This window comes from Pantoea sp. SO10, assembly GCF_005281435.1.
Classification (GTDB): domain Bacteria; phylum Pseudomonadota; class Gammaproteobacteria; order Enterobacterales; family Enterobacteriaceae; genus Pantoea; species Pantoea leporis.
The window spans coordinates 49,093-71,368 of record NZ_CP040096.1 but is presented as its reverse complement, the minus strand read 5'-3'; the positions used below and the strand labels follow the sequence as shown (position 1 = coordinate 71,368).

Genomic DNA, 22,276 nt, shown 5'->3' with positions numbered 1-22,276 from the left:
CTTCCGGAGGCAGGTATGACGCAATTTAGCGAACATCAGCTGATTGACTGGCGACGTGAGCTGCACAGCTGGCCGGAATTATCCGGCCGCGAAGTCGAAACCACCGCGCGCCTGCGCCGCTGGTTACAGGACGCCGGTTTGCGTCTGCTGGATTATCCGCTGGAAACCGGCGTAATCGTGGAAGTGGGGCACGGCGACACGCTGATTGCGCTGCGCGCCGATATCGATGCGTTACCAATTCACGAAGCCACCGGACTCACTTACCGCTCGCGCAACAGCGGCGTAATGCACGCCTGCGGCCACGATGTTCACAGCGCGGTGATGCTGGGCGCGGCCTTGCAGCTGAAAGCCGTTGAAGATCACTTGCCGGGCCGCATCCGTATTCTGTTCCAACCGGCAGAAGAGAACGCCACCGGCGCACGCCAGTTGATCAATGCGGGCGTGCTGGACGGTGTGCAGGCGATTTTCGGCATGCACAATGAACCCGGTTTGCCGACCGGCACCTTCGCCACACGCGGCGGCGCGTTTTACGCCAATGCGGATAAATTTATCGTGCGCGTTTCCGGCAAAGGCGCGCATGCCGCGCATCCGGAAGAGGGCGTGGACAGCATTGTGGTCGCCAGCCAGATTATTCAGGCGCTGCAATCGCTCACCAGCCGCAGCTTCAATACGCTGGACAGCTTAGTGCTCAGCGTGACGCGTATCGACGCTGGCAAAACCTGGAACGTACTGCCCGGCGAGGCCGAATTTGGCGGCACGGTGCGCACCCATGACAAACAGGTGCGCGCGGAGCTGGAGCAGCGCGCCCGCACGCTGGTGGAGAATATCGCCGCCGCCAACGGAGCCAGCGCCACCTTTAGCTGGCATCCGGGGCCGCCGGTGCTGGAGAACGATGCGCGCTGGGCGCAGTTTGCCAGCAACGTGGCGCAGCAGGCGGGCTACCATGTGCAGACCGCTGAGTTACATCTCGGCGGCGAAGATTTCGCTTACTACTTACAGCAGATCCCCGGCGCGTTTGTCAGCATTGGCAGCGCGAGCGAATTTGGTCTGCATCATGGCGGCTTCAATCCTGATGAAGCGCTGATTGCCCCCGCTGCTCACTATTTTACGCAACTGGCTCAGCAAGCGTTGCAGCACCTCAACGCGCGATGTCGTGACGCCATTCTGAACTAACGCGATTCACCCTTTTAATTCCGGTTCTGCACGGCGACAGGCATGTCGCCGTCAGGCTGCGCCTTGGCAAAAGAGAGAACATTATGACTGCAAGACAACTGCGATTGGGCACCATTCTGCATGGCGCGTCCGGCAATATGTCCGCGTGGCGTCATCCGGCGGCGCTGGCCGATGCCAGCATCAATTTTGATTACGCCAAACACATTGCGCGCAAGGCGGAAGCGGGCAAGCTGGATTTCCTGTTTGTTGCCGATGGCCTGTTTATTAACGAAAAATCGATTCCCCACTTCCTCAATCGCTTCGAGCCGCTGACCTTGCTGTCGGCGCTGGCGGGCGTCACCGAACATCTTGGTTTGGTCGGCACGGTTTCCACCTCATACAGTGAGCCGTTCACCGTGGCGCGGCAGTTTGCCAGCCTCGATCATCTGAGCGGCGGTCGTGCGGGCTGGAACGTGGTGACCTCGCCGCTGGAAGGTTCGGCGAAGAACTTCTCGCGCCAGCAGCATCCGGAACACGCGCTGCGCTACCGCATCGCTGATGAGTATCTGCAAGTGGTGAAAGGGCTGTGGGATTCGTGGGAAGGCGACGCTTTCGTGCGTAATAAAGAGAGCGGCCAGTTCTTTGATCCTGAGAAGCTGCACACGCTGAATCACCACGGTGATTTCTTCCAGGTGCAAGGGCCGCTGAATATCGAACGCACGCCGCAAGGACGTCCGGTGGTGTTCCAGGCGGGCGCATCGGAAGATGGCCGCAAGCTGGCCGCTAAACACGCCGACGCCATCTTTACCCATCAGCCGACGCGCGAAGAGGCGCAGGCGTTCTACCGCGATGTGAAAAAACAGCTGGTGGCGAACGGCCGCGAACCGGGCGATCTGCACATTTTCCAGGGCGTTGGCGTGATTGTTGGCGACAGTGCGGAAGATGTGGAGCAGCAATATCAAACCACCGCCGCGCTGGTTTCCATCAAAGATGCGCTCAACTATCTCGGTCGCTTCTTCGATCATCACGACTTCTCACAATATTCGCTGGATGAGCCGTTCCCGGAACTCGGCGATATCGGGCAAAACAGCTTCCGCAGCACCACCGACGAAATCAAACGCAAGGCGCGCGAGCATGGCCACACGCTGCGCCAGGCGGCGCTGGAAGCCGCGACGCCGCGTCCGCTGTTCCACGGCACGCCAGAGCAGGTAGCCGACGGTTTGCAGCTGTGGTTTGAGAGCGAAGCGACCGATGGCTTCATCATTCAGGGCGGCACACCAGATACATTCGAACGCTTTGTCGATCGCGTGGTACCGATTCTGCAAGCGCGCGGTTTAACCCGCAGCGAATACCCCGGAACCACGCTGCGCGCCAGCTTTGGTCTGAAAGATCCGGTTAACCAATACACACAAAAATAAAACTTGAGAATAGACGCTATGCAGAAAAAATCCCTTATTGCGCTGTTGTTGCTGGGCATGAGCAGCGCCGTATTCGCCGAAGGTGTGGCGGTTAACGGTCAGAACATCAGTGTTGAAGCCAACAAAACGCCGATCAATACCGCGAAAAATGACGCCGCAGTGGCGCAGATCCCGGCTGGACATCGCTTCGCCGTGCCGGGTTCGTTCACCGTGGCGGTCGCCGCGCTGAATTCGCCGCCATTAACTGTATTCAGTGATGACAACAAAACCCTGCTCGGCAGCGAAGTGGATATCGCCCGCTTAGTCGCCGACAGCCTGGGTCTGAAACTCAACGTGGTGCCAACGTCATGGGAAGACTGGCCGCTGGGCGTGGCATCGGGCAAATACGATGCGGCGATCAGTAACGTAACCGTCACCAAAGAGCGCAAAGAGCGCTTCGATTTCGCTACCTATCGCAAAGATTCACTCGGTTTTTACGTCAAATCCAGCAGTCCAATTACGTCGCTGACCAAAGCCGAAGATATTGCCGGACTGCGTATTATCGTCGGCTCTGGCACCAATCAGGAATCGATCCTGCTGGCCTGGGATAAAGAGAATCAGGCTAAAGGATTGAAGCCGTTTACGCCGGTGTATACCAAAGACGATGCGGCCCAAACGCTGGCGCTGCAGTCAGGCCGCGCCGATGCCTACTTTGGTCCGAACGTGATTGGCGCCTGGAAAGCGGCGCTGACTAAGCAGACGCGTTTGGTTGGCAGCGTCGATGGCGGCTGGCCGAAAGCGGCGCACATCGCGGTGACGGTGAAGAAAGATGGCGGTTTAGTGCAGCCCATCAACACCGCGCTGAATGGCGTGATCAAGAACGGCGATTACGACAAGGTGCTGAAGCGCTGGGGTGAAGGCGTGGAGCGTATCGACAGTTCAGAGATCAATCCGGCCGGATTGGGCGATTAAGGAGGCCGCATGAGCGAGCAACTGTTCCGCGAAGTATCACCGGAAGCGCCTGAGCTGCAACCGATTTTGACCGGACTGTTTGGTGAATATACCGCGCGCTACGGCGCGTTCTTCACCAGCCAAAAAGAGGTGGAGCTGACCGAATGGTATTTACCGCCGCGCGGGCTGTTTATTGTGCTGGAGCGTGACGGCGAGATCATCGCGATGGGCGCATATAAACCCTACGACGAGGTGACCGCTGAGTTTAAACGCATCTGGACGCGCAGCGATCTGCGTCGTCAGGGATTGGCGCTGCTGATCCTGCAGGAACTGGAGCGCCGTGCGCTGCGTGCGGGCTATCAGCGCGTGTTTCTCACCACCGGTTTCCGCCAGCCAGAAGCGTTGAAGTTGTATATCGGCCACGGTTATCAGCCGCAGTTTGAGCTGCTGGAGGATATGGAAGTCTACAGCCAGCCGCCACACGATGGACGCTTGCGCTTCCTGAAAGTGATTGATGTACATAGCGTGGCGCAGGCCAGCTAAGGAGTTGTAATGCGTAATGAACCACAACGTTTAACCGTGGTGCCGGCGCGATATCCGGCACGTACCGTCGGCGCGATTGTCGCGCTGTTTATTCTGGCCAGCGTGATTGATTCGGTTGCGTTCAATCCGCGCTGGGAATGGGGCGTGTTCGCCAAATGGTTTTTTGATCCGGTGATCCTCAGCGGTTTGGGGCAAACGCTGCTGCTGACGCTGTTTGGCACCATACTCAGCCTGATTTTTGGCGGTTTGCTGGCGCTGGCGCGCCTCTCGTCATCATGGCTGCTGAGTACGCTGGCGTTTGGCTATATCTGGCTGTTCCGCTCGCTGCCGCTGATCGTGGTGCTGATCATCCTCTACAACTTCTCCTATCTGTACGACACGTTGTCGCTCGGCATTCCGTTTACCGCGCTGTCGTGGGGCCATTTCCAGACCATCAACGTGCTCGGCCAGTTCCCGGCGGCGGTGATTGGTTTGACGCTGGTGCAGAGCGCCTATAGTGCTGAGATCATTCGCGGCGGCTTTTTGGGTGTCGATCACGGCCAGTTTGAAGCGGCTTCGGCGCTGGGATTATCCTCCACGCGCCGTACCTTCCGCATCATTCTGCCCCAGGCGCTGCGCGCGATTATTCCTACCACTTTTAATGAAATCATTAGCCTCGCCAAAGGCACCTCAATGGTTTACGTGCTGGCGATGCCAGAACTGTTCTACACCATTCAGATGATCTACAACCGCACACAGCAGGTGATTCCGCTGCTGATGGTCGGCGCGGCCTGGTATCTGATCATCACCACCGTTCTGTCACTGCTGCAGCACAGCGTTGAGCGCTGGCTGGCGCGCAGTGTCACCCGTGAACCGCAGCCGTCGCGCTGGCGTCAATGGCGTAACCGCAGCGCCAAACCTGCAACCGAGGAGCTTTCCCATGTCCGAAGCCATTGATTACCGCAATCTGCATACCGCTGGCGCCATTAGCATTACCGGCGTGAGCAAGTCGTTCGGCAAACTGAAAGCGCTGGATGATGTGTCACTGGAGCTGGAACCGGGATCGGTGACGGTGATTCTTGGGCCATCCGGCTCGGGCAAATCGACGCTGCTGCGCACCATTAACCATCTGGAGCGCGTTGATGAAGGCTATATCCAGATCGATGGCGATTACATCGGTTATCAGCGTCGCGGCGACAAGCTGTATGAGCTGAAAGAGCAGGCAATTCTGCGTCAGCGCATCAACGTTGGCTACGTGTTTCAGAACTTCAATCTGTTCCCGCATCTGACGGTGCTGGAGAATCTGATTGAAGCGCCGATTGCGCATCGTCAACTGTCTCGCCGTGAAGCGATTGATCGTGCCGGTGAGCTGCTGGATGTGGTTGGCCTGCGTCACAAAGCCGATGCCTGGCCGCGCCATTTGTCGGGCGGCCAGCAGCAGCGTATCGCGATTGCGCGTGCCTTGATGCTCAATCCGCGCGTGATGCTGTTTGATGAACCGACGTCAGCGCTCGATCCCGAGTTGGTGGGTGAAGTGCTGGATGTGATCAAAAAGCTGGCGCGTTCCGGCACCACGCTGGTGATTGTCACGCACGAAGTCGGTTTTGCGCGTGAAGTGGCGGACAACGTGGTGTTTATGGTCGATGGACGCATTGTTGAGCAGGGCAGCAGTAATCAGGTGCTGAATCAGCCGCGCCACGAGCGCACCAAACGTTTTCTGGCGCGGGTACTTTAATGGAACGAGTGATTATTGCGGCGTTGCTGACAGTGATGTCAGGCGCGCCAGCCATCGCAGCAGACACGCTGGATGCCAAAAACAACGAAACGCCGATCAATATAGCCGCGAATCCCCAGGCTATCGCGAAGATTCCGGCGGGTTTTCACTTTGTGAATCCGGGTTATTTGACCGTCGCCACCACGGCGATGAACTCGCCGCCGATCGGTTTATGGGCGTCGGATAATAAAACGCTAATCGGCAGCGATCCGGATATTGCGCGTCTGCTGGCGGACAGTTTGGGTTTAAAGCTGAAGCTGGTGCCAGCCGCCTGGGAAGATTGGCCGCTGGGTATTACCGCTGGACGGTATGACGTGGCGATGTTCAATATTGCCGTCACCGAAGAGCGCAAAAAGAAGTTCGATTTCGCCACTTATCGCGCGGATAACCACGCCTTTGCGGTGAAAACCAACAGCGCGATAACCGCGATTAAGGGCCGCGAAGATGTGGCGGGTAAGCGCATCATTGTGGGTTCGGGCACCAATCAGGAGCGGATTTTACTCAGCTGGGATGAGAAGAACCGCGCGCAGGGCTTAGCGCCGGTGCAGCCGATCTATCTCAACGATGATGCGGCGGCCACGCTGGCGCTGCTTTCGGGACGTGCGGATGCAACGTTTGGCCCTCAATCATTGGCAGCATGGAAAGTCGCTTCGCGCGGGCAGACCAAAATCGTCGGTCACGGCCCGTTCCGCGCTTGGGTGGCTGTGACCACTAAAAAAGGTAATGGATTGGATGTGGCACTCCAGCAGGCGATCAATGGCGCAATTGCCAGCGGCGAGTACAAACAAGTATTGGCACGCTGGGGCGAACAGGAAGAGGCGGTGGAAACCTCGCAGGTAAATCCGCCGGGGATTGTTTATCAGTGATTTTTTCCAGTCGTCATTATTTCGCCCCCATGAATTCCAGACCCTAGGCAGTGTAGCGGCGCAATTTACTGCGCGATAAATCGCGCCGCTACGATATATGCGGGGGTTCTATTTTGGCTTTTTTGATCCATACCTGCGCATCTGCGGGCGGCAGCGGGCGGGCGAAATGGTAGCCCTGAAACAGATGGCAGCCTTTATCGCGAAGGTAGGTGAAGTACTCCTCACTCTCGATGCCTTCAGCCAGCACATTCAGACCCATTTCACGCGATAACTCGATGGTTTTCTGCACCACAATCGCCGATGACTCATTTTTAAAAATCTGCATGATTAATGATTTATCAATCTTAATATCATCAATGGCAAAATCACTGATCGATTTAAGCGATGAATAGCCGACGCCAAAGTCATCAATCGCCCATTTAACACCTAATTGGCTAAAATGGTTGATTACGTCGCCAATACGCTTCTGGTCGTAGATAAAGGTGGTTTCAGTAATTTCAAACTTGAGGCGTTCGGGGCGGATTTTATAATGTGACAGCGATAACAAGGTATCCTGGGTGAAATCGCGGTGTATTAACTGCAGCGGACTGATGTTAACAGAAAAAACCAAATCACTAAGGTGCTGACCGCGATCCCATTCGGCGATTTGCTGTAAGGTGTGTTCCATCACCCACTTGCCAATGTCGATAATCAAGCCACTTTTTTCGGCCACTGGAATAAACACTTCGGGTGAAATAAAGCCTTTAACAGGATGCTTCCAGCGCAGCAGGGCTTCAAATCCAATCAGCTTTTTATTGCTGTCGACTTGTGGCTGGTAATAGAGCTCCAGCTGATTCTTTTCGATGGCTTGTGAAAGTTCACGTTTGATCAAATCGGTTTCGGAGTAGTTGCCGCGCAGCGTGAATGCCGTCAACAACAGCGCGATCATTGGCACTGCACAGTTGACGATATAAAAGCCGGATTCATGCGGAATATTGAGCTGAAACGCGCTATGTTGCCAGGTTAATCCGGTCGAGATAAAAAACAGATAAACCACCAGGCAGATTAACGGGAATATTTTACTTAAGTAAGGTGTTTGCTGGCGTAATACCAATGCTGAGCCGACGGTTAACGCCACCAGATAATTGTACTCTGAGTGTTTTTCTACTCTGTGGTCATTATCCAGCAGAAACAACAGCATTATGATCAGTAACAAAGCATGCACGATGATGTAGAGATGTTTGTTCAGCTTGTCACGGAATGCCGCAATGACAATATAAAATCCCATCGCGGTGCTCAGGCAATATAAGGCGGAAACACCATTTTCTCCCTTAATGAAATTCGTCGCTACCATATAAAAACCCGCCAGGATGCTGGAAAATCCAGCAATGAGCAGAGTTAAGCGCAATTTTTTTTCTGGGTTATCACCCTGCAAAATGAAGGGTAAATCTTTTAGCATGGAATATCTGGAGCTAAAATAAGAAATCATCTGAGGTTCTCATTTTTACTGTCATATTTATTAAATTGAATCGCATAATTATTCTAGATTCTTGCATCGATAAAGTCATAATTTTGTTTTCTCCTATCAGAGATTGTTCCTACCCAGTGCCCGGTAGGCGCGCTAGAATCAACGACCAACGGAAAGGCTTTTACAGAGCTTAAACTCACCTTCAACATACTGATTGCAATGAAAATACGATTCCTGTCTGCCAATGAACTAAAGCTGGCCGAGGTGCGTACCATCCTTGAGCCGGTCGGTGTCGAAGTGCTGCCCATCGCACGCCGTATTGAAGAGATTCAGACTGAAAATGAGGTTGAACTGGTGCGCGACAAGCTCACCAAAGCGTTCTCTATTATTGGTCGTCCGCTGTTTGTCGAACACACCGGGCTCTATCTGGATGGCCTGAACGGCTTACCGGCCGGATTGACGCGCATCTTCTGGAGCCGCCTGAATGCCGAGCGCTTCACCAAACTGGTGAACGGTTTAGATAGCGCCTGCGTCACGGCAAAAACCGTGCTTGGCTATTGCGATGGGCAAAAAATGTATCAGTTCGAAGGCGAACTGCGCGGCACCATCGCCACCGAGCCTGCTGGTCCACGCGAATTTCAATGGGACTGCGTGTTTATCCCGGAAGGACACACGCAAACTTTCGCCGAAATGGGCGAGCTGAAAAATGAGATTTCGATGCGTCGCCTGGCGCTGGATCGCTTCGCAACCTTTTTGAAAACATCGCGGGGATTGGCATGAAACCCGAGCTAAAACGCGCCTATGACGCCGGTAAACTGATCCTGTTCGCCGGTGCAGGCATTTCACGTAATCTTGGCCTGCCGGAATGGCATGAGCTGATTGCGCATCTGGCTAAAGAGCTGGGCTACGACCCAAAAATCTTCAATACCTACGGCACGCATCTGTCGCTGGCGGAGTATTACAAGCAGCGTAAAGGCTCGCTGGGACCGCTGCGCAGCTGGATGGATCGCGAATGGCATCGCCCGGATATTGATGTGCGCAGTTCTGAAATCCATACCATGATCACCCAAGGCAATTTCTCACGCATCTACACCACCAATTACGATCGCTGGCTTGAAATGGCGCATGAGGCGCACAACGTGCCTTACAGTAAAGTAGCGAACGCGGCAGATTTGGTGTCGTTGACTGAAGATAAGCGCCACATCATCAAACTGCATGGTGATTTCGACGACGATACGTCAATTGTGCTGGATGAAAGCAGCTACTTTGAACGCCTCTATTTTGATTCGCCGCTGGATATCAAACTCACGCACGACGTCATGGGCAACTCGGTATTGTTTGTGGGCTACAGCATCAGCGATTTCAATATTCGTCTGTTATTCTACCGCCTGACAAAAATGTGGGGCCGAACCGGCTTGGCCACCGCGCGTCCTAAATCGTACCTGTTCACCAACCGCAATAACCCGGTGGCAAAAGAGGTATTAGGGCAGTGGGGCATTGAGATGATCGTTTCGGAAGAGGACGATCCGCGCAAAGCGTTGGCGCTGTTCCTGGAAGAATTACTGACTTAACAGCAGAAAGTGATTGCCTGGAAAAGTTTGATCAGAATATACTGTATATAAATACAGTTAATCGAGGTGCATCATGGCAGTCGAAACCAAATATGTTGTAGTCAGAAAGGGTGAAGAAAAGATGACGTTTGCCAATAAAAAAGACGCGGATGCCTGGGACAAAATGCTCGATATGGCAGACGCCTTTACCGATTGGCTACAGCAACATCAGCCAGAGTTGGGTGAAGCGCAGGCCGAAGCATTGGGTTTGCTGTTGGCTGAACAGAAAGACGCGGTGCAGCATATCCTGCGCACCAGCAAGCTGCCGGATATTGTAAAGGCAGAAGAGGTTGCGCAAGCGCCTGAAGCCGAAGCGGAAACCAAGAGCGAAGCGGAAGCGGTAGCGCCGGAAAAGAAAGTCCGCGCGGTTAAAGCGGCGTAAGCCGTTTTGTCAGGTGCGCATTGATGCGCACCTGGTTACTCATCAATGTTTAATCTGGTAGCGCGTGCTGCGCCCGCCGCCGGGTAATTTCTCCAGACAACCTTTCGCCAGCAGTTCTGTCAGATGTCGCGTCGCCGTGGCTTTACTCACTTTCGCCACCTTCTGATACTGGCCTGCGCTGATACCTGCGTTAAATCCCTGTTCACCGCCATCCAGTAAGCGATTCAGCACGCGGGTTTGCTCCGCACTTAGCTCAGCAGCATTGTGCATTAACCAGAAGCGCGCTTTGTTTTGCGTGCGCGTGACGGTTTCCAGCGCGCGCTCAAGGCTGTCATTCAGCACATTACAAAACCACAGCAGCCAATCTGTGACGTCCAGCGCACCGCGCTGCGTCTGCTGCAGGATGCGGTAATAATCGGCACGTTGCGCCAGAATCGATGCGGACATGGCATACAAGCGGATGCTCTGGCTATCCGCCTGCGCCAGCGCCAAATCGGTCAGGGCGCGGGTGATGCGTCCATTACCGTCATCAAACGGGTGCAGCGTAACGAACCACAGATGGCACAGCGCGGCGCGCAACAGCGGGTCGAGCAGCGGATCCGCGCGGCTGTGATTAAACCACGCGATAAATTCTTCAAGCTGTGCCTCCAGCCCGGCGCGCGGCGGCGCTTCGAAATGTACTGTTGGCCGATCGATACGCCCCGAAACGACCTGCATCGGTTCATCACCGCGCAGCGTGCCGACATTGAGTCGCTTGATGGTCCATTCGCTTGCGGGGAATAACCAGCGATGCCACTGACATAAACGCGCCAACGTGAGTTCCTGATCGCGTTGCGTGATGGCATCCATCATCATGGTTGCCAAACCTTCGGAACGTTCGGAAACCGGGTAAGGCTGATCGAGCGAAACACCTAAACGGCGGGCAAGGGACGATCGTACCGACTGCGCGTTGACGCGCTCATCTTCAATTGCTGAGGAAGAGAGGATATTGCTGAGCAGCGTATCCAGCGTTTGTTGATCGCTGTTATCTTGCACGCTGGCGCGGCCCAGCAAGACGCCGCGCTGCTGCTGCAGCTGGCGCAGGCGCGGCAGTAATTTCTCATCCTGCCAGCGAAACTGCGGCCAATCGTGCTGCTGCCAAATCCACATCATAAAGTCACTCCTGAATCGCATGAGCTGAATAGAATGGATATTCGGCTCATATGGTGAGCTGAATAATAGTCTGTAATCGGCTCATTGACCAGCGGAGCTTGCAGGCATCTGGCGCTGAGCTAATGTCGGTGACCATCAATGGCAATCCACCGGAGTTTGGTACCTTGCCATCAAGTTCTAACGCCGCGCGCCGATAGAGTGTTCAAAGGGATGTACGCGCACAGGGAGTGGTTCTGAATACCGAAAAGTGTCAACTCCAGGAGCGCCATAATGGCCAAACACGCATCACCCAAGAAAACAATGAGCACCCGCACGCAGATGCTGCTGACGGGCGCCTTAACCATCACACTCGGCTTTGCCGTAACCATCGGCGTGCTGAGCTGGCAATCCAGTAACGAACAAAAGTCACTGGCCGAAAGCTATCTGCAGCAGATTGCACAAAGCCAGGCGCTGCAAATTCAGCATGAACTTAGCTACGCGCGCGATGTGGCGCATAACCTCGGCCACAGCTTGATCGCATTGCCAGCGGCGGGCATTCAGGACCGTAAAGTTGCTGATAAGCTGATGGAATCGGCGCTGCGCGATAATCCCGATTACCTGTCGATCTCAGTGATCTTCGAAGAGAATGCCTTCGACGGACGTGACGCGGAGTTCGCCACCCAAGCCAATGCGGCACCGAAAGGTCGCTACGCCTTCTTCGTCGATCGCGATCAAACCGGCAATTTTAACCTGCATCCGCTGACCTCGATCTTCACGCCGGGTCAGGGCGATTACTATCTGCTGCCGCAAAAAAGTCAGAAAGATATGCTGATTGAACCTTACAGCTACGCCTACAACGGCGTGCCAACGCTGCTGACCTCGGTAGCGGCGCCGATTGTGAGCCAGGGCAAACTGTGGGGCGTGGTGACGTCCGATATTTCGCTGGCGTCGCTGCAGGAGAAGGTCAATAAAATCAAACCGTGGGATGGCAGCGGCTATGCGATGTTGCTCTCCAGCGCGGGTAATGTGGTCTCTTATCCGGATAAAAGCCAGACCAGCAAGCCGTGGAAAGGTGATACCCACAACTTCAGCAGCAGCGTGATGGAGCATCATGATGCGTTGCTGGGTGAAGATGCGCTGGTAACCTGGCAGCCGGTGGTGATTGGTAACAGCGATCAGAAATGGTATCTCGGCGTGGTTGCGCCGGTCAGCCAGGTGATGGCGGCGGCGCATCGTCAACTGATTAACGCGGTGATCCTGATGATCATCAGCATTCTGGTGGTGTGTACGCTGCTTGGCATGCTTTTCAGCCGCAAAGTGCTGAAGCCGATTGGTGGCGAACCGCTGGAAGCCGCGACCATCGCGCTGGCCGTCGCCGATGGCAAGCTCGATAACGTCATCACGTTGAAAGGTCGCGATAACAGCAGCTTGTTCTATGCGCTGCATACCATGCAAAATCAGCTGCGCGATATCGTGGGACAGATTCAGGATGCCAGTTCGTCGGTGCGTCAGGGCGCGGGTGAAATCGCCAGCGGCAACCTCAATCTCGCCTCGCGTACCGAGCAGCAAGCTGCCGCGCTGGAGCAAACGGCCGCCAGCATGGAGCAGATCACTGCTACGGTGAAACACAACGCCACCAACGCGCATCAGGCGACAACGCTCACCGACAACGCCACGCACATTGCCAGTCGTGGTGAAACGCTGGTGGGCGAAGTGGTGCAAACCATGGCGCAAATTGACGACAGCGCGAAGAAAATTGGCGACATCACCGCCATCATCAATAGCATCGCCTTCCAGACCAATATTCTGGCGCTGAACGCCGCAGTAGAAGCGGCGCGTGCCGGAGAACAAGGACGCGGCTTTGCCGTGGTGGCGTCGGAAGTCCGTAATCTAGCCCAACGCAGCGCCAATGCGGTGAAAGATATCGGCGCGCTGATTGAAGAATCCACGCAGCGCGTCGGCAGCGGCGTGCAGCTGGTGCAGGATGCGGGCAAGACCATGCAGGAGATGACGCAGGCGGTTAATTCGGTGCGCACCATTATCGGTGAAATTGTGATCGCTTCCGATGAGCAGGCGCGCGGCATTAGTCAGGTGACCATCGCGGTGAACGAGATGGACAGCACCACGCAGCAGAACGCCGCGCTGGTGCAGGAGATGTCTGCCGCCGCCAGTTCGCTGGAAGATCAGGCCTCGCAGCTGGCGAACACCGTTGGGCGTTTCCAGCTGAGTTAATCGAGCCTCAGCTAAAAACGCGCTGAGCGTGGCACGCCGTTTTTCTCTGAATAACGGCTGCCTATCCACCAGGTGATCAGCGCCGCCAGGGCAATTGCGCCTAGCACGGCAAACGCACTGCGATAGGAATAGGCTGCGGCAATGTTTCCCGCCAACGCGGGACTCATTGCCGCGCCGACGCCCTGCATGAGCATGATAAAACCCTGACCCGCATTAGTATGTCCGCTGCCCTCAAGCACCTTCACGATATAACCCGGCACCGCCACGCCCAGCAGACCCGCCGCTACGCCATCCAGAATCTGTACCGGAATCATAAAATAAGCGCCGTCAAAAGCGGAGGCAATCAACGCACGTAATGGCAGCACCAGCAGCGCCGCCGTGATCAGCACGGGATAGCCAAAACGCGGTGCGTGACGTGCAGCATACAACGCCATGGGAATCATCACACATTGTGAAATAACCACCGTGGCGGCAGCATAAAGTCCGGGGCTGATGGCAGCATTGTGCGCTGCCGCCACCCGCAGGCTCAGCATAGGTAACAGCGCAGCATTGCCAAGATGGAAGAGTAACAGCGTAATTCCCGTAATAATGACGGCAGGATTACGGGCAATCTGATAAAGACGCGGGACGTTGCTAACCGATTCGCTGCCAGAAAGCCCGCGCGCGGCAAGGTTATCGATGTCGTTATGGCGAATAGCCAGCACGGCTGCACCTGCGCACAGCGCCATCGTCGTCATGAGTACAAACACCGCACCCGTTCCCCACAACCACACTGAAGCACCCGCAATAATGGCGGCCGTCATATTTCCGCCGTGGTTGAAGGCTTCATTTCTCCCCATTTGATGGCTGAATCCTTGCGGACCGGCCAGGCCAAGGGTAATACCCGTCAACATCGGCGCGATGAGCGCGGCGGAAAGGCCAGTCACAATCTGCGATAAAACCACGATCCATCCCTGATGGAAATACCACAGCAGCAAGGTGGATAGGGTGATCAGGAGTGTACCGATGAGCAGCAACGATCGTTTATGGCGAGTAGCGTCTGTGGCTAAACCCGCCGGCAGGGTGGCAACCAGACCTGCAAGGCCACCGGCGGTCATCACCCAGCCAATATCTCCTGCATTCCAGTGGCGTTCTGTCAGAAATATGCCGAGAAAAGGCCCAAGACCATCTCGTACGTCAGCCATAAAAAAGTTAACCAGACACAGAGCCTGAAGCGAACGCAGTGGCATAGGAATCCTTAGCAAGTAATCGGAACGGGACGAACGTAATCATGGCAGGAAAACGGCAATTTTCCTGCTGTGATGGGCGTTAATTATGTTGCCGGGTACCAAACCGCTGCCGATACTGGCCGGGCGTGACGCCGGTGAGTTTGCGGAAAATTTTGCGGAAAGCGGAAGGGTCGCTGTAGCCAATCTCCCAGGCGATCTGATCGACCGAACGATTACTCAGCTCCAGCGCGTCGCGCGCTTTCATAATGCGTACCTGCTGCAAATAATCCGTTGGCCGCAGGCCGGTCGCTTTCTGGAAATGGCGCAGAAAAGTACGTGGCGTCATGCTTGCCAGCGCCGACATGCTCTCAATGCTGTGCTGCTCAGCAACATGGGCATGAAGATGATGCTGCGCGCGCAGAATCTGGCTATCACCGTGATCGAAATTGGGGATAAATGCCGAATAGGTGCTTTGCTCGCGTCGCGGCGGGTCGATCAGTAAAAAGCGTGAGGTCGCCAGCATGGTGCCGGTGCCGAGCACTTTTTCGATCAGCGTTAAACCCAAATCGGTCCACGCCAAAATCCCACCGGCTGTAATAATGTCGCCATCGTCAATCACCATATTTTCCACCGCGACGTCTACCGCAGGAAAACGCTCCGACAGCGTCTGTGCAAAGGCCCAGTGTGTAGTGGCACGACGATGATCGATCAGTCCGGTTTCGGCCAGCACAAAGGCACCGGCGCACACCGAACAGAGCGTTACGCCTGCGTCATAAAGCTCACTCATCCAGTCGGCGGGTACCTTCATTGGCACCATTTTCGCTGGCACCACCAGACTTGGCGGCGCGATCACGTGGCTCAGGCGATGTGCTGTATCGGGATGGCTATCCCAGACGCAAACCATGTGATCGCTGTGCGCATCAATCTGCCAATGTGAGACACGAATCGTCCGCTTGCGCTCTTCACCCGATATATTATCGGCCCATTCCGCAGCAATCCTGAACATATCGGTTAAGCCATATATCGCCGCGAGTTGGCAATCGGGATAGATCACCAAGCCAATCTCCGCGACAACGCTGCTTTCGTCAGTTTTAATCATTTGTCAGTTACGGCCCTTAATGTGTCATATTTGACAATATTAGCCGCTGCCGCTTTCCATAACAATAAGCCCATCGAACGCAGACAATCACATACAGAGGACTTACTCATGAGCAACGGCATCATCACCACCCAAGACGGCACCAAAATCTTTTACAAAGACTGGGGCCCAAAAAACGCCCAACCGGTAGTGTTTCATCACGGCTGGCCGTTAAGCGCCGATGACTGGGATAACCAAATGTTGTTCTTCCTGGCACAAGGTTATCGCGTTATCGCCCACGACCGTCGCGGCCACGGACGTTCCGACCAAACCGCTAGCGGCAACGATATGACCACTTACGCCGCTGACGTGGCAGAACTGGCCAAAGCGCTTGACCTGCGCAACGCCATCCATATAGGTCACTCTACCGGTGGCGGCGAAGTGGCGCGTTATGTGGCGCATGCCGAAAAAGGTCGCGTGGCGAAAGCGGTGTTGATGGGCGCCGTGCCACCAATCATGTTGCAAACCGCCGCCAATCCTGAAGGTTTGCCAAAAGAGGTGTTTGACGGTTTCCGCTCGGCGCTAGCCGCTAACCGCGCGCAGTTCTTTATCGATGTGCCAGCGGGGCCGTTCTACGGCTTTAACCGTCCGGGTGCGAAAGTGAGCCAGGGTTTGATCGATAACTGGTGGCGTCAGGGCATGGCGGGCGGCGCTAAGGCGCAGTACGACTGTATCGCTGCGTTCTCGGAAACTGATTTTACCGAAGATTTAAAAGCGATCACGGTGCCGGTATTGGTGCTGCACGGGGAAGACGATCAGGTGGTGCCGATTAATGATTCGGCGCATAAGGCGATTAAGCTGCTGAAACAGGGCACGCTGAAAACCTACCCAGGCTTGTCGCACGGTATGTTCGCGACGCATCCTGAGCAGATTAATCCTGATTTGTTGGCGTTTGCGAAAGCGTAAATTACCGAGTTCACGAATCGTAGCGGCGCAATTATTTGCGCGATAAATCGCGCCGCTACAGCATGTGCAATGTATGTTTACGCTAAGCCACCGGTGTAATGCCGGTTTCCCGGCTGTTCGCAGCCGGGAAACCCTGCTTAGCACGCAGCGCAATTCCCAACGCGACCAACAGCAATAGCAGAATCGCCCACGGAAAAAATTGGGAGCCGACATGTTCCAGCAACATTCCGCCGGTCAAACCGCCGAGGGCGATAGCGCTGTTCCAGGTGACGACATTCATGGAGAGCGCGACATCGGCATATTCTCCGGCGGCATCTGCCAGAGCCGTTTGCAGCAGCGTCGCGGCACCACCGAAGGTGAGTCCCCAAACGGCTATGCCCGCATAGATCACGGCGGGTGTTGGCGTACTCAGACCAAAAATCACCGACACCGCAGCAAAGATGGAGAGTGACAGCAGCACCGCTTTGCGCAGATGCGTATCAATGATCTTACCGGTAATGAATATTCCCCCCAATGCCGCCATACCAAAGATCAGCAGCACCACATCCACGCGATGCGCCAGACCGGCTGAAGCAATGAACGGTGCAATGTAGGTATAGAGAATGTTATGCGCCAGCATCCAGGTCAGCACCACACCCAGCACGGCACCTACGCCGGGGAGGCGTAAAACTGCGCCGAGCGGCATTTTTTGCGTAGCAGATTGGCCGGGATAGTTCGGCACGGCCAGCAAAATCCAGCCGATAAGAATGAGAGAGAGACCCGACATGGCGGCAAAAGTCAGACGCCATCCCAGCAACGAGCCCATCCATGTGCCTGCCGGAACACCGAGTGAAAGAGCGATGGGCGTGCCCACCATGGCGAGCGCCAATGCGCGTCCCTGCAGCGATGGAACCACCATTCTTCGCGCATAGCCCGCAATCAGACTCCACGCCAAACCGGCTGACGCACCAGCAAAAAATCGCGCTATTAAGATGATGACAACGTCAGAAGAGACGGCGGTAAGAGTGTTAAACAGCAGAAATCCACACACGGTGCTCAGCAGCACAACCCGGCGCGACCAGCTTCGGGTCAGCAATGTGAGCGGAATCGCGGCCAGTAGCGAACCGGCTGCATAGGCGGTAACCCATTGACCGGCCAGCGAGGGGGAAATATTAAGCCCCTGACTGATTTGTGGCAGCAATCCGGCGGGTATGGTTTCAGTCAGGATGCAGATAAAACCTGCCATTGCGAGCGCCAAAAGCGCCAGGATTGGCAGCCGTTGGGCTTCTTCGTGCTTAAACGTTGAATTCATTATTTAGCCTGCTCTTGATTTGCAACAGCGCCGCGAAGCGCCATGGATATATGTATCGATCGGTATTTATATTGCGGAGGTGAGCTGTGCGTTGTCAATGAATTCTGTATCGATTAGTATAAATGGCGGAGGATGTGATGATGAGAACAGGCAGACCAAGACAATTTGACCGGGATGAAGCGGTGATCAAAGCGATGCACCTTTTCTGGGAAAACGGCTATGAATCAACCTCGCTGGCGCAGCTCAAAGCCTCAATAGGCAAAGGCATCACCGCGCCAAGCTTCTACGCCGCGTTTGGATCGAAAGAGGCACTCTTTGCTGAAGCCGTGAACTGTTATTTGCAAACCCATGCTCAGGTCACGGAAGCTTTGTGGGATACCCGCGTGCCCGCTCGCCAGGCGCTGGAAACCGCGCTGCTCAACTCCGCCAGAATGCAGTACGATCCTGCGCATCCGCGTGGATGCATGGTGGCGCTAAGCGTGATGTCTTCCTGTTCTGAGGAAAATCGCCACGTGCTTAAACCGCTTGAAGCATCGCGCATGCGCACCCGTGAAGGGATAAAGCATTGCGTTGAAAGAGGGATCGGCAGCGGTGAGTTGCGGGATGAGGAGGAGACGCTTTCGCTGGCGGTCAGCTTCAACAGTTTTATGCTGGGGATCTCAACCCTGGCGCGCGATGACGTTCCTCTCCACGAGGTTGAGCGCGGAATCGCGCAGATGATGAGATTGTGGGATGCCTCGCGGGCAATCCCACAATCTTAAGTGCGTTACGGTTTGCGCTGCAGCGTAATGCGGGTCAACTCTGAGGGGCGGCCCAAACGCACCGCCATGCCAGGCCAGAGCGCGGTACCATTGTTGACGTAGAGCTGCATGCCGTCGACCTGATACAAACCCGACACGAAACCCGCGTTGGGTTTGGCAAACAGGCGATCAAAGCCAATAATTAGCCCGCCGTGCGTGTGGCCAGACAGCTGTAGATCGATGTTTTTCAATGCGTTTTGCCGGGCGTTGCGCGGCTGGTGGTCGAGCAAGATCACCGGAGCGTCTTCCGGCGCACCGGCCAGCGCCAGTTCCAAATTGGGGCCAACTGCGCCACGTCGTGCTGCTGACGTATCCGGCATGCCGGCGATCACCAGCTCGGCGTTATCGCGCTTAATCACCGTATGGCGATTGAGTAACGGCTCCAGACCTAGCGACGCCAGATGTGCGGTCCAGCGCTCCTGCTCAAAGAAATATTCGTGATTGCCGGTGATGGCGAAAACGCCATCGCGCGCGTGTAATCCGCGCAGCGGTTCGACGTCCGCACGACGGTTCTGCAGCGTGCCGTCAATCACATCGCCGGTGACCAGAATCAGGTCAACGTCCAGCGTCATGGCTTTTTGCACCAGCGCGCGCGTCCATTTCTCATTAAAAAGTTTGGTGATGTGCATGTCCGTTAACTGCAACAGTTGATAGCCTTCGAATTCGCGCGGAAGGTTGTCGATTTCGATGGTCACATCTTTGATGGGGGGAACGCGGATAGCCTGATAAACGCCAACCGTGGCCAAAATCAAGGCAAACGCCGCCGCCACATAACGCACCGCGGGCACGATTTCGAACGGATGGCGGAACAACAGTGAAACCAGCGCCACTACATCAATCACAAACTGCGTCAGCGCGAGGAATAAAACGGCGCTGAAACCCCAGTTGAACAGGATGACGATGGCGCGCGGCATTTCCGGCGAGAACATGCTGCCAGAGGTAAAACGGCTCACCAGCAGATATTGCGAAGCCAGCAACACCAGCAGAGAAAGGATGATTTTTAACAGCAAGGGCATGGCTAACGGGAACAAAAATCGGGCGATCACATACCAGCTCGGTATGCTGAAAATCAGATGGAACATCACTCACTTCCCTGGTTTAAGGGCGCTGATTTAGCGCAAAAATTTATCCGCAAAGAACATTACTGACCGCACTGTTGATAAAACCGCATCATCGGGTGATGCCTTCAGCCAGCGTGGCCATCAGCAATGCCCGACGAGATTCGAGTTCACTAATTTGGCGTTCAATATCCGCCAGTCGCTTATATTGCACAGCCTGAGTTTCCGGGCAGAATGCTGCCCCTTCGGTCATGCGCATACAATCCGGAAAAGAGCAGATTTCGGCAATGCTGAAACCGGTATTGATGAGCCGTTGAATCTGGCGCACCTGGGTTATCGCCTGTGGCGGGAAAAAACGGTATCCATTGCAGGCACGTGTTGAAGTTAGCAGATGATGGCGATCGTAATGACGAATGGCGCGCACGCTCACGCCTGTCTCTCTTGCCAGCTCTCCAATTGATAACTGCATAAGTGACTCCCCATAAAGCGGCTTGACTCTGACATAAGTGTCAGGGTTCAGGATAGCCGGGAATCATTCATTTAAGGAGATTTTTATGCTGTTACTTTTTAAACGCACACTGTTTAGCGTCGTTCTCATGCTCTTTTCTGCCACGCTGTTTGCCGCTGAGAAGCAATACACCATTACCGCGCCAGATGGCGTGAAGCTGGCAATACAGGAATCAGGTAATCCTGATGGTTTACCTATTGTGTTTATTCATGGTTTGCTTGGTAGCCACTTAAACTGGGAAAAACAGATCAGTGATGCGCAGTTACAGCAACGCTATCGGCTGATTACATTCGATATGCGTGGTCACGGTTTATCCGACAAGCCTGAACAAGAATCAGCTTACCGCGATGGGAAACGCTGGGCCGACGATCTCCGCGCAGTAATTAATCAAAGCCATGCAAATAAGCCGTTATTAGTCGGATGGTCATTGGGCGGGGCGGTGATCACCAACTATCTGGCGGCCTATGGTGACGGTAATATCAGTGGCGCTATCTACGTCGACGGCGTGGTAGAGCTCAATCCCACGTTGATTCCGGCGCATGACGTATATGGCGCAATGACGGCAAGTGATTTGAAAACACATCTGGATGGCGAGCGGGCCTTTCTGCAGCTGTGTTTTTATCAGCAACCTGACCGCACCACCTTTGAACGCCTGCTGGCCAACGCCGCGCTGGCTGCGTGGCCCATGCAACGAGCGGTGCCCACCATGACCATTGCATTAGAAAAAGGAGTAAAAAATGTGCGTGTGCCGCTGCTGTTCATCTACGGTGAGCATGATGCATTGGTGAATCCTGCTGCATCTCTCGCCAGAGTAAAGCGTATCAATTCGCGCATTCAGATACGGATGTTTGATGATTCTGGCCATGCGCCATTTATCGAAGAACCTGCGCGTTTTAATCGAACACTGGCAACATTTGCTTCAGCTTTATAAAGTCTCAGGGCCGCCATCTTCGGCGGCCCTTATCCCGCGTTCACCACGGAGGATGCATGCAACGCCAGCAGCTGTTCGACTACATCAATCAGCACTATCAGGTAGAACCCGATTATCCGTGGAAAAAGCACAGTGAATATGCGGTGCTGCGTCATCCGCGGCACCGCAAATGGTTTGCGCTGGTTTTCACGCTGGAGAGTCACAAACTCGGTTTACTGGATGGGCCGGTAATTGACGTGATGAACATCAAAGCGCGACCTGAACTGACTGGGTCGCTGCGCCAGTTGCCCGGCGTTTATCCGGCTTACCACATGAACAAAGAGCATTGGCTGAGCATCACGCTGGGGAACGGCTTGCCGGATAGCGAGATTCTGGCGTTGCTGGATGACAGCTTCAGTCTGACGTTTTAGCGCGCGAGCGGCGCGCAGGCATCATGCGCACTAACGTATTGTCTTTGAAAAGATAATGGTGCGCCAGCGCGGCCACGGCGTGGATGCCGATCAGCCAGTAACCGTAAGGCGCGAGGGTTTCATGCCAGTCCGCAATCATGTCGGCGAAATCCGGATCCGGATCGCCACTCACCGGCATCGGAATGCCAAAAATCCACCAGGTGCGGCCCATATAGAAGCGCGACAAAATGCCCAGCGTGGGTAAGACAATGAAAAACACGTAGATCGCCAGATGCATCAGATGCGCCAGGCCGGTTTGCCAGTGCGGCGGCTTGGGCAAAATCGCCGGGCTGCGATGGCGAAAACGCAGCAGGATGCGTGACAGCATAATCACCAGCACACAACTTCCTGCGCTGAAGTGACCAATAATCATGGCAAAGCCTTGCCACGAACCGCGCGTCGCCAGTCCACGAAATTCCATGGTGCAATACGCAGTGACGACCAACAGGAAGGTCAACCAGTGAAGAAAAATCTGCGATGGGGCGTATTTATTGCTCATTTTTAATCCGTAAAAAGGCCTGGC

23 protein-coding genes are annotated in these 22,276 nt (G+C 55.0%); 15 read left to right on the top strand and 8 right to left on the bottom strand.

Annotation, left to right across the window (positions count from 1 at the left end; all coding sequences use genetic code 11):
- Positions 1-15 precede the first annotated feature (15 nt).
- The 7 genes from FCN45_RS19915 to FCN45_RS19885 all read left to right on the top strand — a co-directional run bounded on the left by FCN45_RS19915 (position 16) and on the right by FCN45_RS19885 (position 6,662).
- Positions 16-1,173: an amidohydrolase gene (locus tag FCN45_RS19915; protein WP_137386970.1), complete on the top strand. Its 1,158-nt coding sequence runs from the start codon at positions 16-18 to the stop codon at positions 1,171-1,173.
- 83 nt (positions 1,174-1,256) lie between these two features.
- Positions 1,257-2,570 carry an LLM class flavin-dependent oxidoreductase gene (locus FCN45_RS19910; RefSeq protein WP_137386969.1) on the top strand — a complete coding sequence of 438 codons (1,314 nt, stop codon included), beginning with the start codon at positions 1,257-1,259 and terminating at the stop codon, positions 2,568-2,570.
- An 18-nt stretch (positions 2,571-2,588) separates the two neighbouring features.
- The gene (locus tag FCN45_RS19905) at positions 2,589-3,521 is read left to right on the top strand and encodes an ABC transporter substrate-binding protein (RefSeq protein WP_137386968.1); all 933 of its coding nucleotides are present in this window, start codon (positions 2,589-2,591) and stop codon (positions 3,519-3,521) included.
- A 9-nt stretch (positions 3,522-3,530) separates the two neighbouring features.
- Positions 3,531-4,043: a GNAT family N-acetyltransferase gene (locus FCN45_RS19900; protein WP_137386967.1), complete on the top strand. Its 513-nt coding sequence runs from the start codon at positions 3,531-3,533 to the stop codon at positions 4,041-4,043.
- A gap of 9 nt (positions 4,044-4,052) precedes the next feature.
- Positions 4,053-4,979, top strand: coding sequence for an amino acid ABC transporter permease (locus tag FCN45_RS19895; protein WP_110868467.1), 927 nt, complete (start codon positions 4,053-4,055; stop codon positions 4,977-4,979).
- The gene (locus tag FCN45_RS19890) at positions 4,963-5,757 is read left to right on the top strand and encodes an amino acid ABC transporter ATP-binding protein (RefSeq protein ID WP_110868468.1); all 795 of its coding nucleotides are present in this window, start codon (positions 4,963-4,965) and stop codon (positions 5,755-5,757) included. Before FCN45_RS19895 ends, FCN45_RS19890 begins: the two co-directional genes overlap by 17 nt.
- A complete protein-coding gene (locus tag FCN45_RS19885) occupies positions 5,757-6,662 on the top strand; it encodes an ABC transporter substrate-binding protein (protein ID WP_137386966.1) in 906 nt (301 codons plus the stop codon). The genes FCN45_RS19890 and FCN45_RS19885 overlap by 1 nt, the downstream gene beginning before the upstream one ends.
- A gap of 88 nt (positions 6,663-6,750) precedes the next feature.
- Here FCN45_RS19885 and FCN45_RS19880 read toward each other — a convergent pair whose 3' ends face one another.
- The gene (locus FCN45_RS19880; RefSeq protein WP_246862580.1) at positions 6,751-8,100 is read right to left on the bottom strand and encodes a bifunctional diguanylate cyclase/phosphodiesterase; all 1,350 of its coding nucleotides are present in this window, start codon (positions 8,098-8,100) and stop codon (positions 6,751-6,753) included.
- 228 nt (positions 8,101-8,328) lie between these two features.
- Here FCN45_RS19880 and FCN45_RS19875 point away from each other — a divergent pair, with 228 nt between their 5' ends.
- From FCN45_RS19875 to FCN45_RS19865, 3 genes are all read left to right on the top strand, one after another.
- Positions 8,329-8,889, top strand: a complete 561-nt coding sequence (locus FCN45_RS19875; RefSeq protein ID WP_101761408.1) for a non-canonical purine NTP pyrophosphatase — start codon at positions 8,329-8,331, stop codon at positions 8,887-8,889.
- Entirely contained in the window at positions 8,886-9,680 is a 795-nt protein-coding gene (locus tag FCN45_RS19870; RefSeq protein WP_137386964.1) for an SIR2 family protein, read from the top strand. The genes FCN45_RS19875 and FCN45_RS19870 overlap by 4 nt, the downstream gene beginning before the upstream one ends.
- Before the next feature lie 73 nt (positions 9,681-9,753).
- Entirely contained in the window at positions 9,754-10,101 is a 348-nt protein-coding gene (locus tag FCN45_RS19865) for a YebG family protein (RefSeq protein WP_137386963.1), read from the top strand.
- A 42-nt stretch (positions 10,102-10,143) separates the two neighbouring features.
- On the opposite strand, the gene FCN45_RS19860 is transcribed toward FCN45_RS19865, so the two are convergent.
- Positions 10,144-11,253 carry a Fic family protein gene (locus FCN45_RS19860; protein ID WP_137386962.1) on the bottom strand — a complete coding sequence of 370 codons (1,110 nt, stop codon included), beginning with the start codon at positions 11,251-11,253 and terminating at the stop codon, positions 10,144-10,146.
- A gap of 270 nt (positions 11,254-11,523) precedes the next feature.
- Between FCN45_RS19860 and FCN45_RS19855 the strand changes: the two genes are divergently transcribed.
- Complete coding sequence (locus FCN45_RS19855) at positions 11,524-13,464, top strand: methyl-accepting chemotaxis protein (RefSeq protein WP_110866973.1); 1,941 nt, start codon at positions 11,524-11,526, stop codon at positions 13,462-13,464.
- 11 nt (positions 13,465-13,475) lie between these two features.
- On the opposite strand, the gene FCN45_RS19850 is transcribed toward FCN45_RS19855, so the two are convergent.
- Both FCN45_RS19850 and FCN45_RS19845 read right to left on the bottom strand, forming a co-directional pair.
- Positions 13,476-14,693 (bottom strand): MFS transporter, encoded by a 1,218-nt coding sequence (locus FCN45_RS19850; protein ID WP_137386961.1) that lies wholly within the window; start codon positions 14,691-14,693, stop codon positions 13,476-13,478.
- 79 nt (positions 14,694-14,772) lie between these two features.
- A complete protein-coding gene (locus FCN45_RS19845) occupies positions 14,773-15,771 on the bottom strand; it encodes a GlxA family transcriptional regulator (RefSeq protein WP_246862579.1) in 999 nt (332 codons plus the stop codon).
- Between the two features lie 108 nt (positions 15,772-15,879).
- Between FCN45_RS19845 and FCN45_RS19840 the strand changes: the two genes are divergently transcribed.
- Positions 15,880-16,716 (top strand): alpha/beta fold hydrolase, encoded by an 837-nt coding sequence (locus FCN45_RS19840; protein ID WP_137386960.1) that lies wholly within the window; start codon positions 15,880-15,882, stop codon positions 16,714-16,716.
- An 82-nt stretch (positions 16,717-16,798) separates the two neighbouring features.
- Here the strand turns inward: FCN45_RS19840 and FCN45_RS19835 are convergent, their stop codons facing one another.
- Positions 16,799-18,007 carry an MFS transporter gene (locus tag FCN45_RS19835; RefSeq protein WP_137386959.1) on the bottom strand — a complete coding sequence of 403 codons (1,209 nt, stop codon included), beginning with the start codon at positions 18,005-18,007 and terminating at the stop codon, positions 16,799-16,801.
- A gap of 137 nt (positions 18,008-18,144) precedes the next feature.
- Between FCN45_RS19835 and FCN45_RS19830 the strand changes: the two genes are divergently transcribed.
- The gene (locus FCN45_RS19830; RefSeq protein WP_137386958.1) at positions 18,145-18,768 is read left to right on the top strand and encodes a TetR/AcrR family transcriptional regulator; all 624 of its coding nucleotides are present in this window, start codon (positions 18,145-18,147) and stop codon (positions 18,766-18,768) included.
- 5 nt (positions 18,769-18,773) lie between these two features.
- On the opposite strand, the gene FCN45_RS19825 is transcribed toward FCN45_RS19830, so the two are convergent.
- Together FCN45_RS19825 and FCN45_RS19820 are read right to left on the bottom strand one after the other, a co-directional pair.
- Positions 18,774-19,889 (bottom strand): metallophosphoesterase, encoded by a 1,116-nt coding sequence (locus FCN45_RS19825; protein WP_137386957.1) that lies wholly within the window; start codon positions 19,887-19,889, stop codon positions 18,774-18,776.
- A gap of 88 nt (positions 19,890-19,977) precedes the next feature.
- Positions 19,978-20,334, bottom strand: a complete 357-nt coding sequence (locus tag FCN45_RS19820) for a MerR family transcriptional regulator (RefSeq protein WP_137386956.1) — start codon at positions 20,332-20,334, stop codon at positions 19,978-19,980.
- An 85-nt stretch (positions 20,335-20,419) separates the two neighbouring features.
- Between FCN45_RS19820 and FCN45_RS19815 the strand changes: the two genes are divergently transcribed.
- Positions 20,420-21,304 (top strand): alpha/beta fold hydrolase, encoded by an 885-nt coding sequence (locus FCN45_RS19815; protein ID WP_137386955.1) that lies wholly within the window; start codon positions 20,420-20,422, stop codon positions 21,302-21,304.
- A gap of 56 nt (positions 21,305-21,360) precedes the next feature.
- Positions 21,361-21,714: an MmcQ/YjbR family DNA-binding protein gene (locus FCN45_RS19810; protein ID WP_137386954.1), complete on the top strand. Its 354-nt coding sequence runs from the start codon at positions 21,361-21,363 to the stop codon at positions 21,712-21,714.
- On the opposite strand, the gene cybB is transcribed toward FCN45_RS19810, so the two are convergent.
- On the bottom strand, positions 21,698-22,252 hold the full coding sequence (cybB, locus tag FCN45_RS19805) for a cytochrome b561 (RefSeq protein ID WP_137386953.1): 555 nt from the start codon (positions 22,250-22,252) through the stop codon (positions 21,698-21,700). The genes FCN45_RS19810 and cybB overlap by 17 nt on opposite strands.
- Positions 22,253-22,276: the final 24 nt, after the last annotated feature.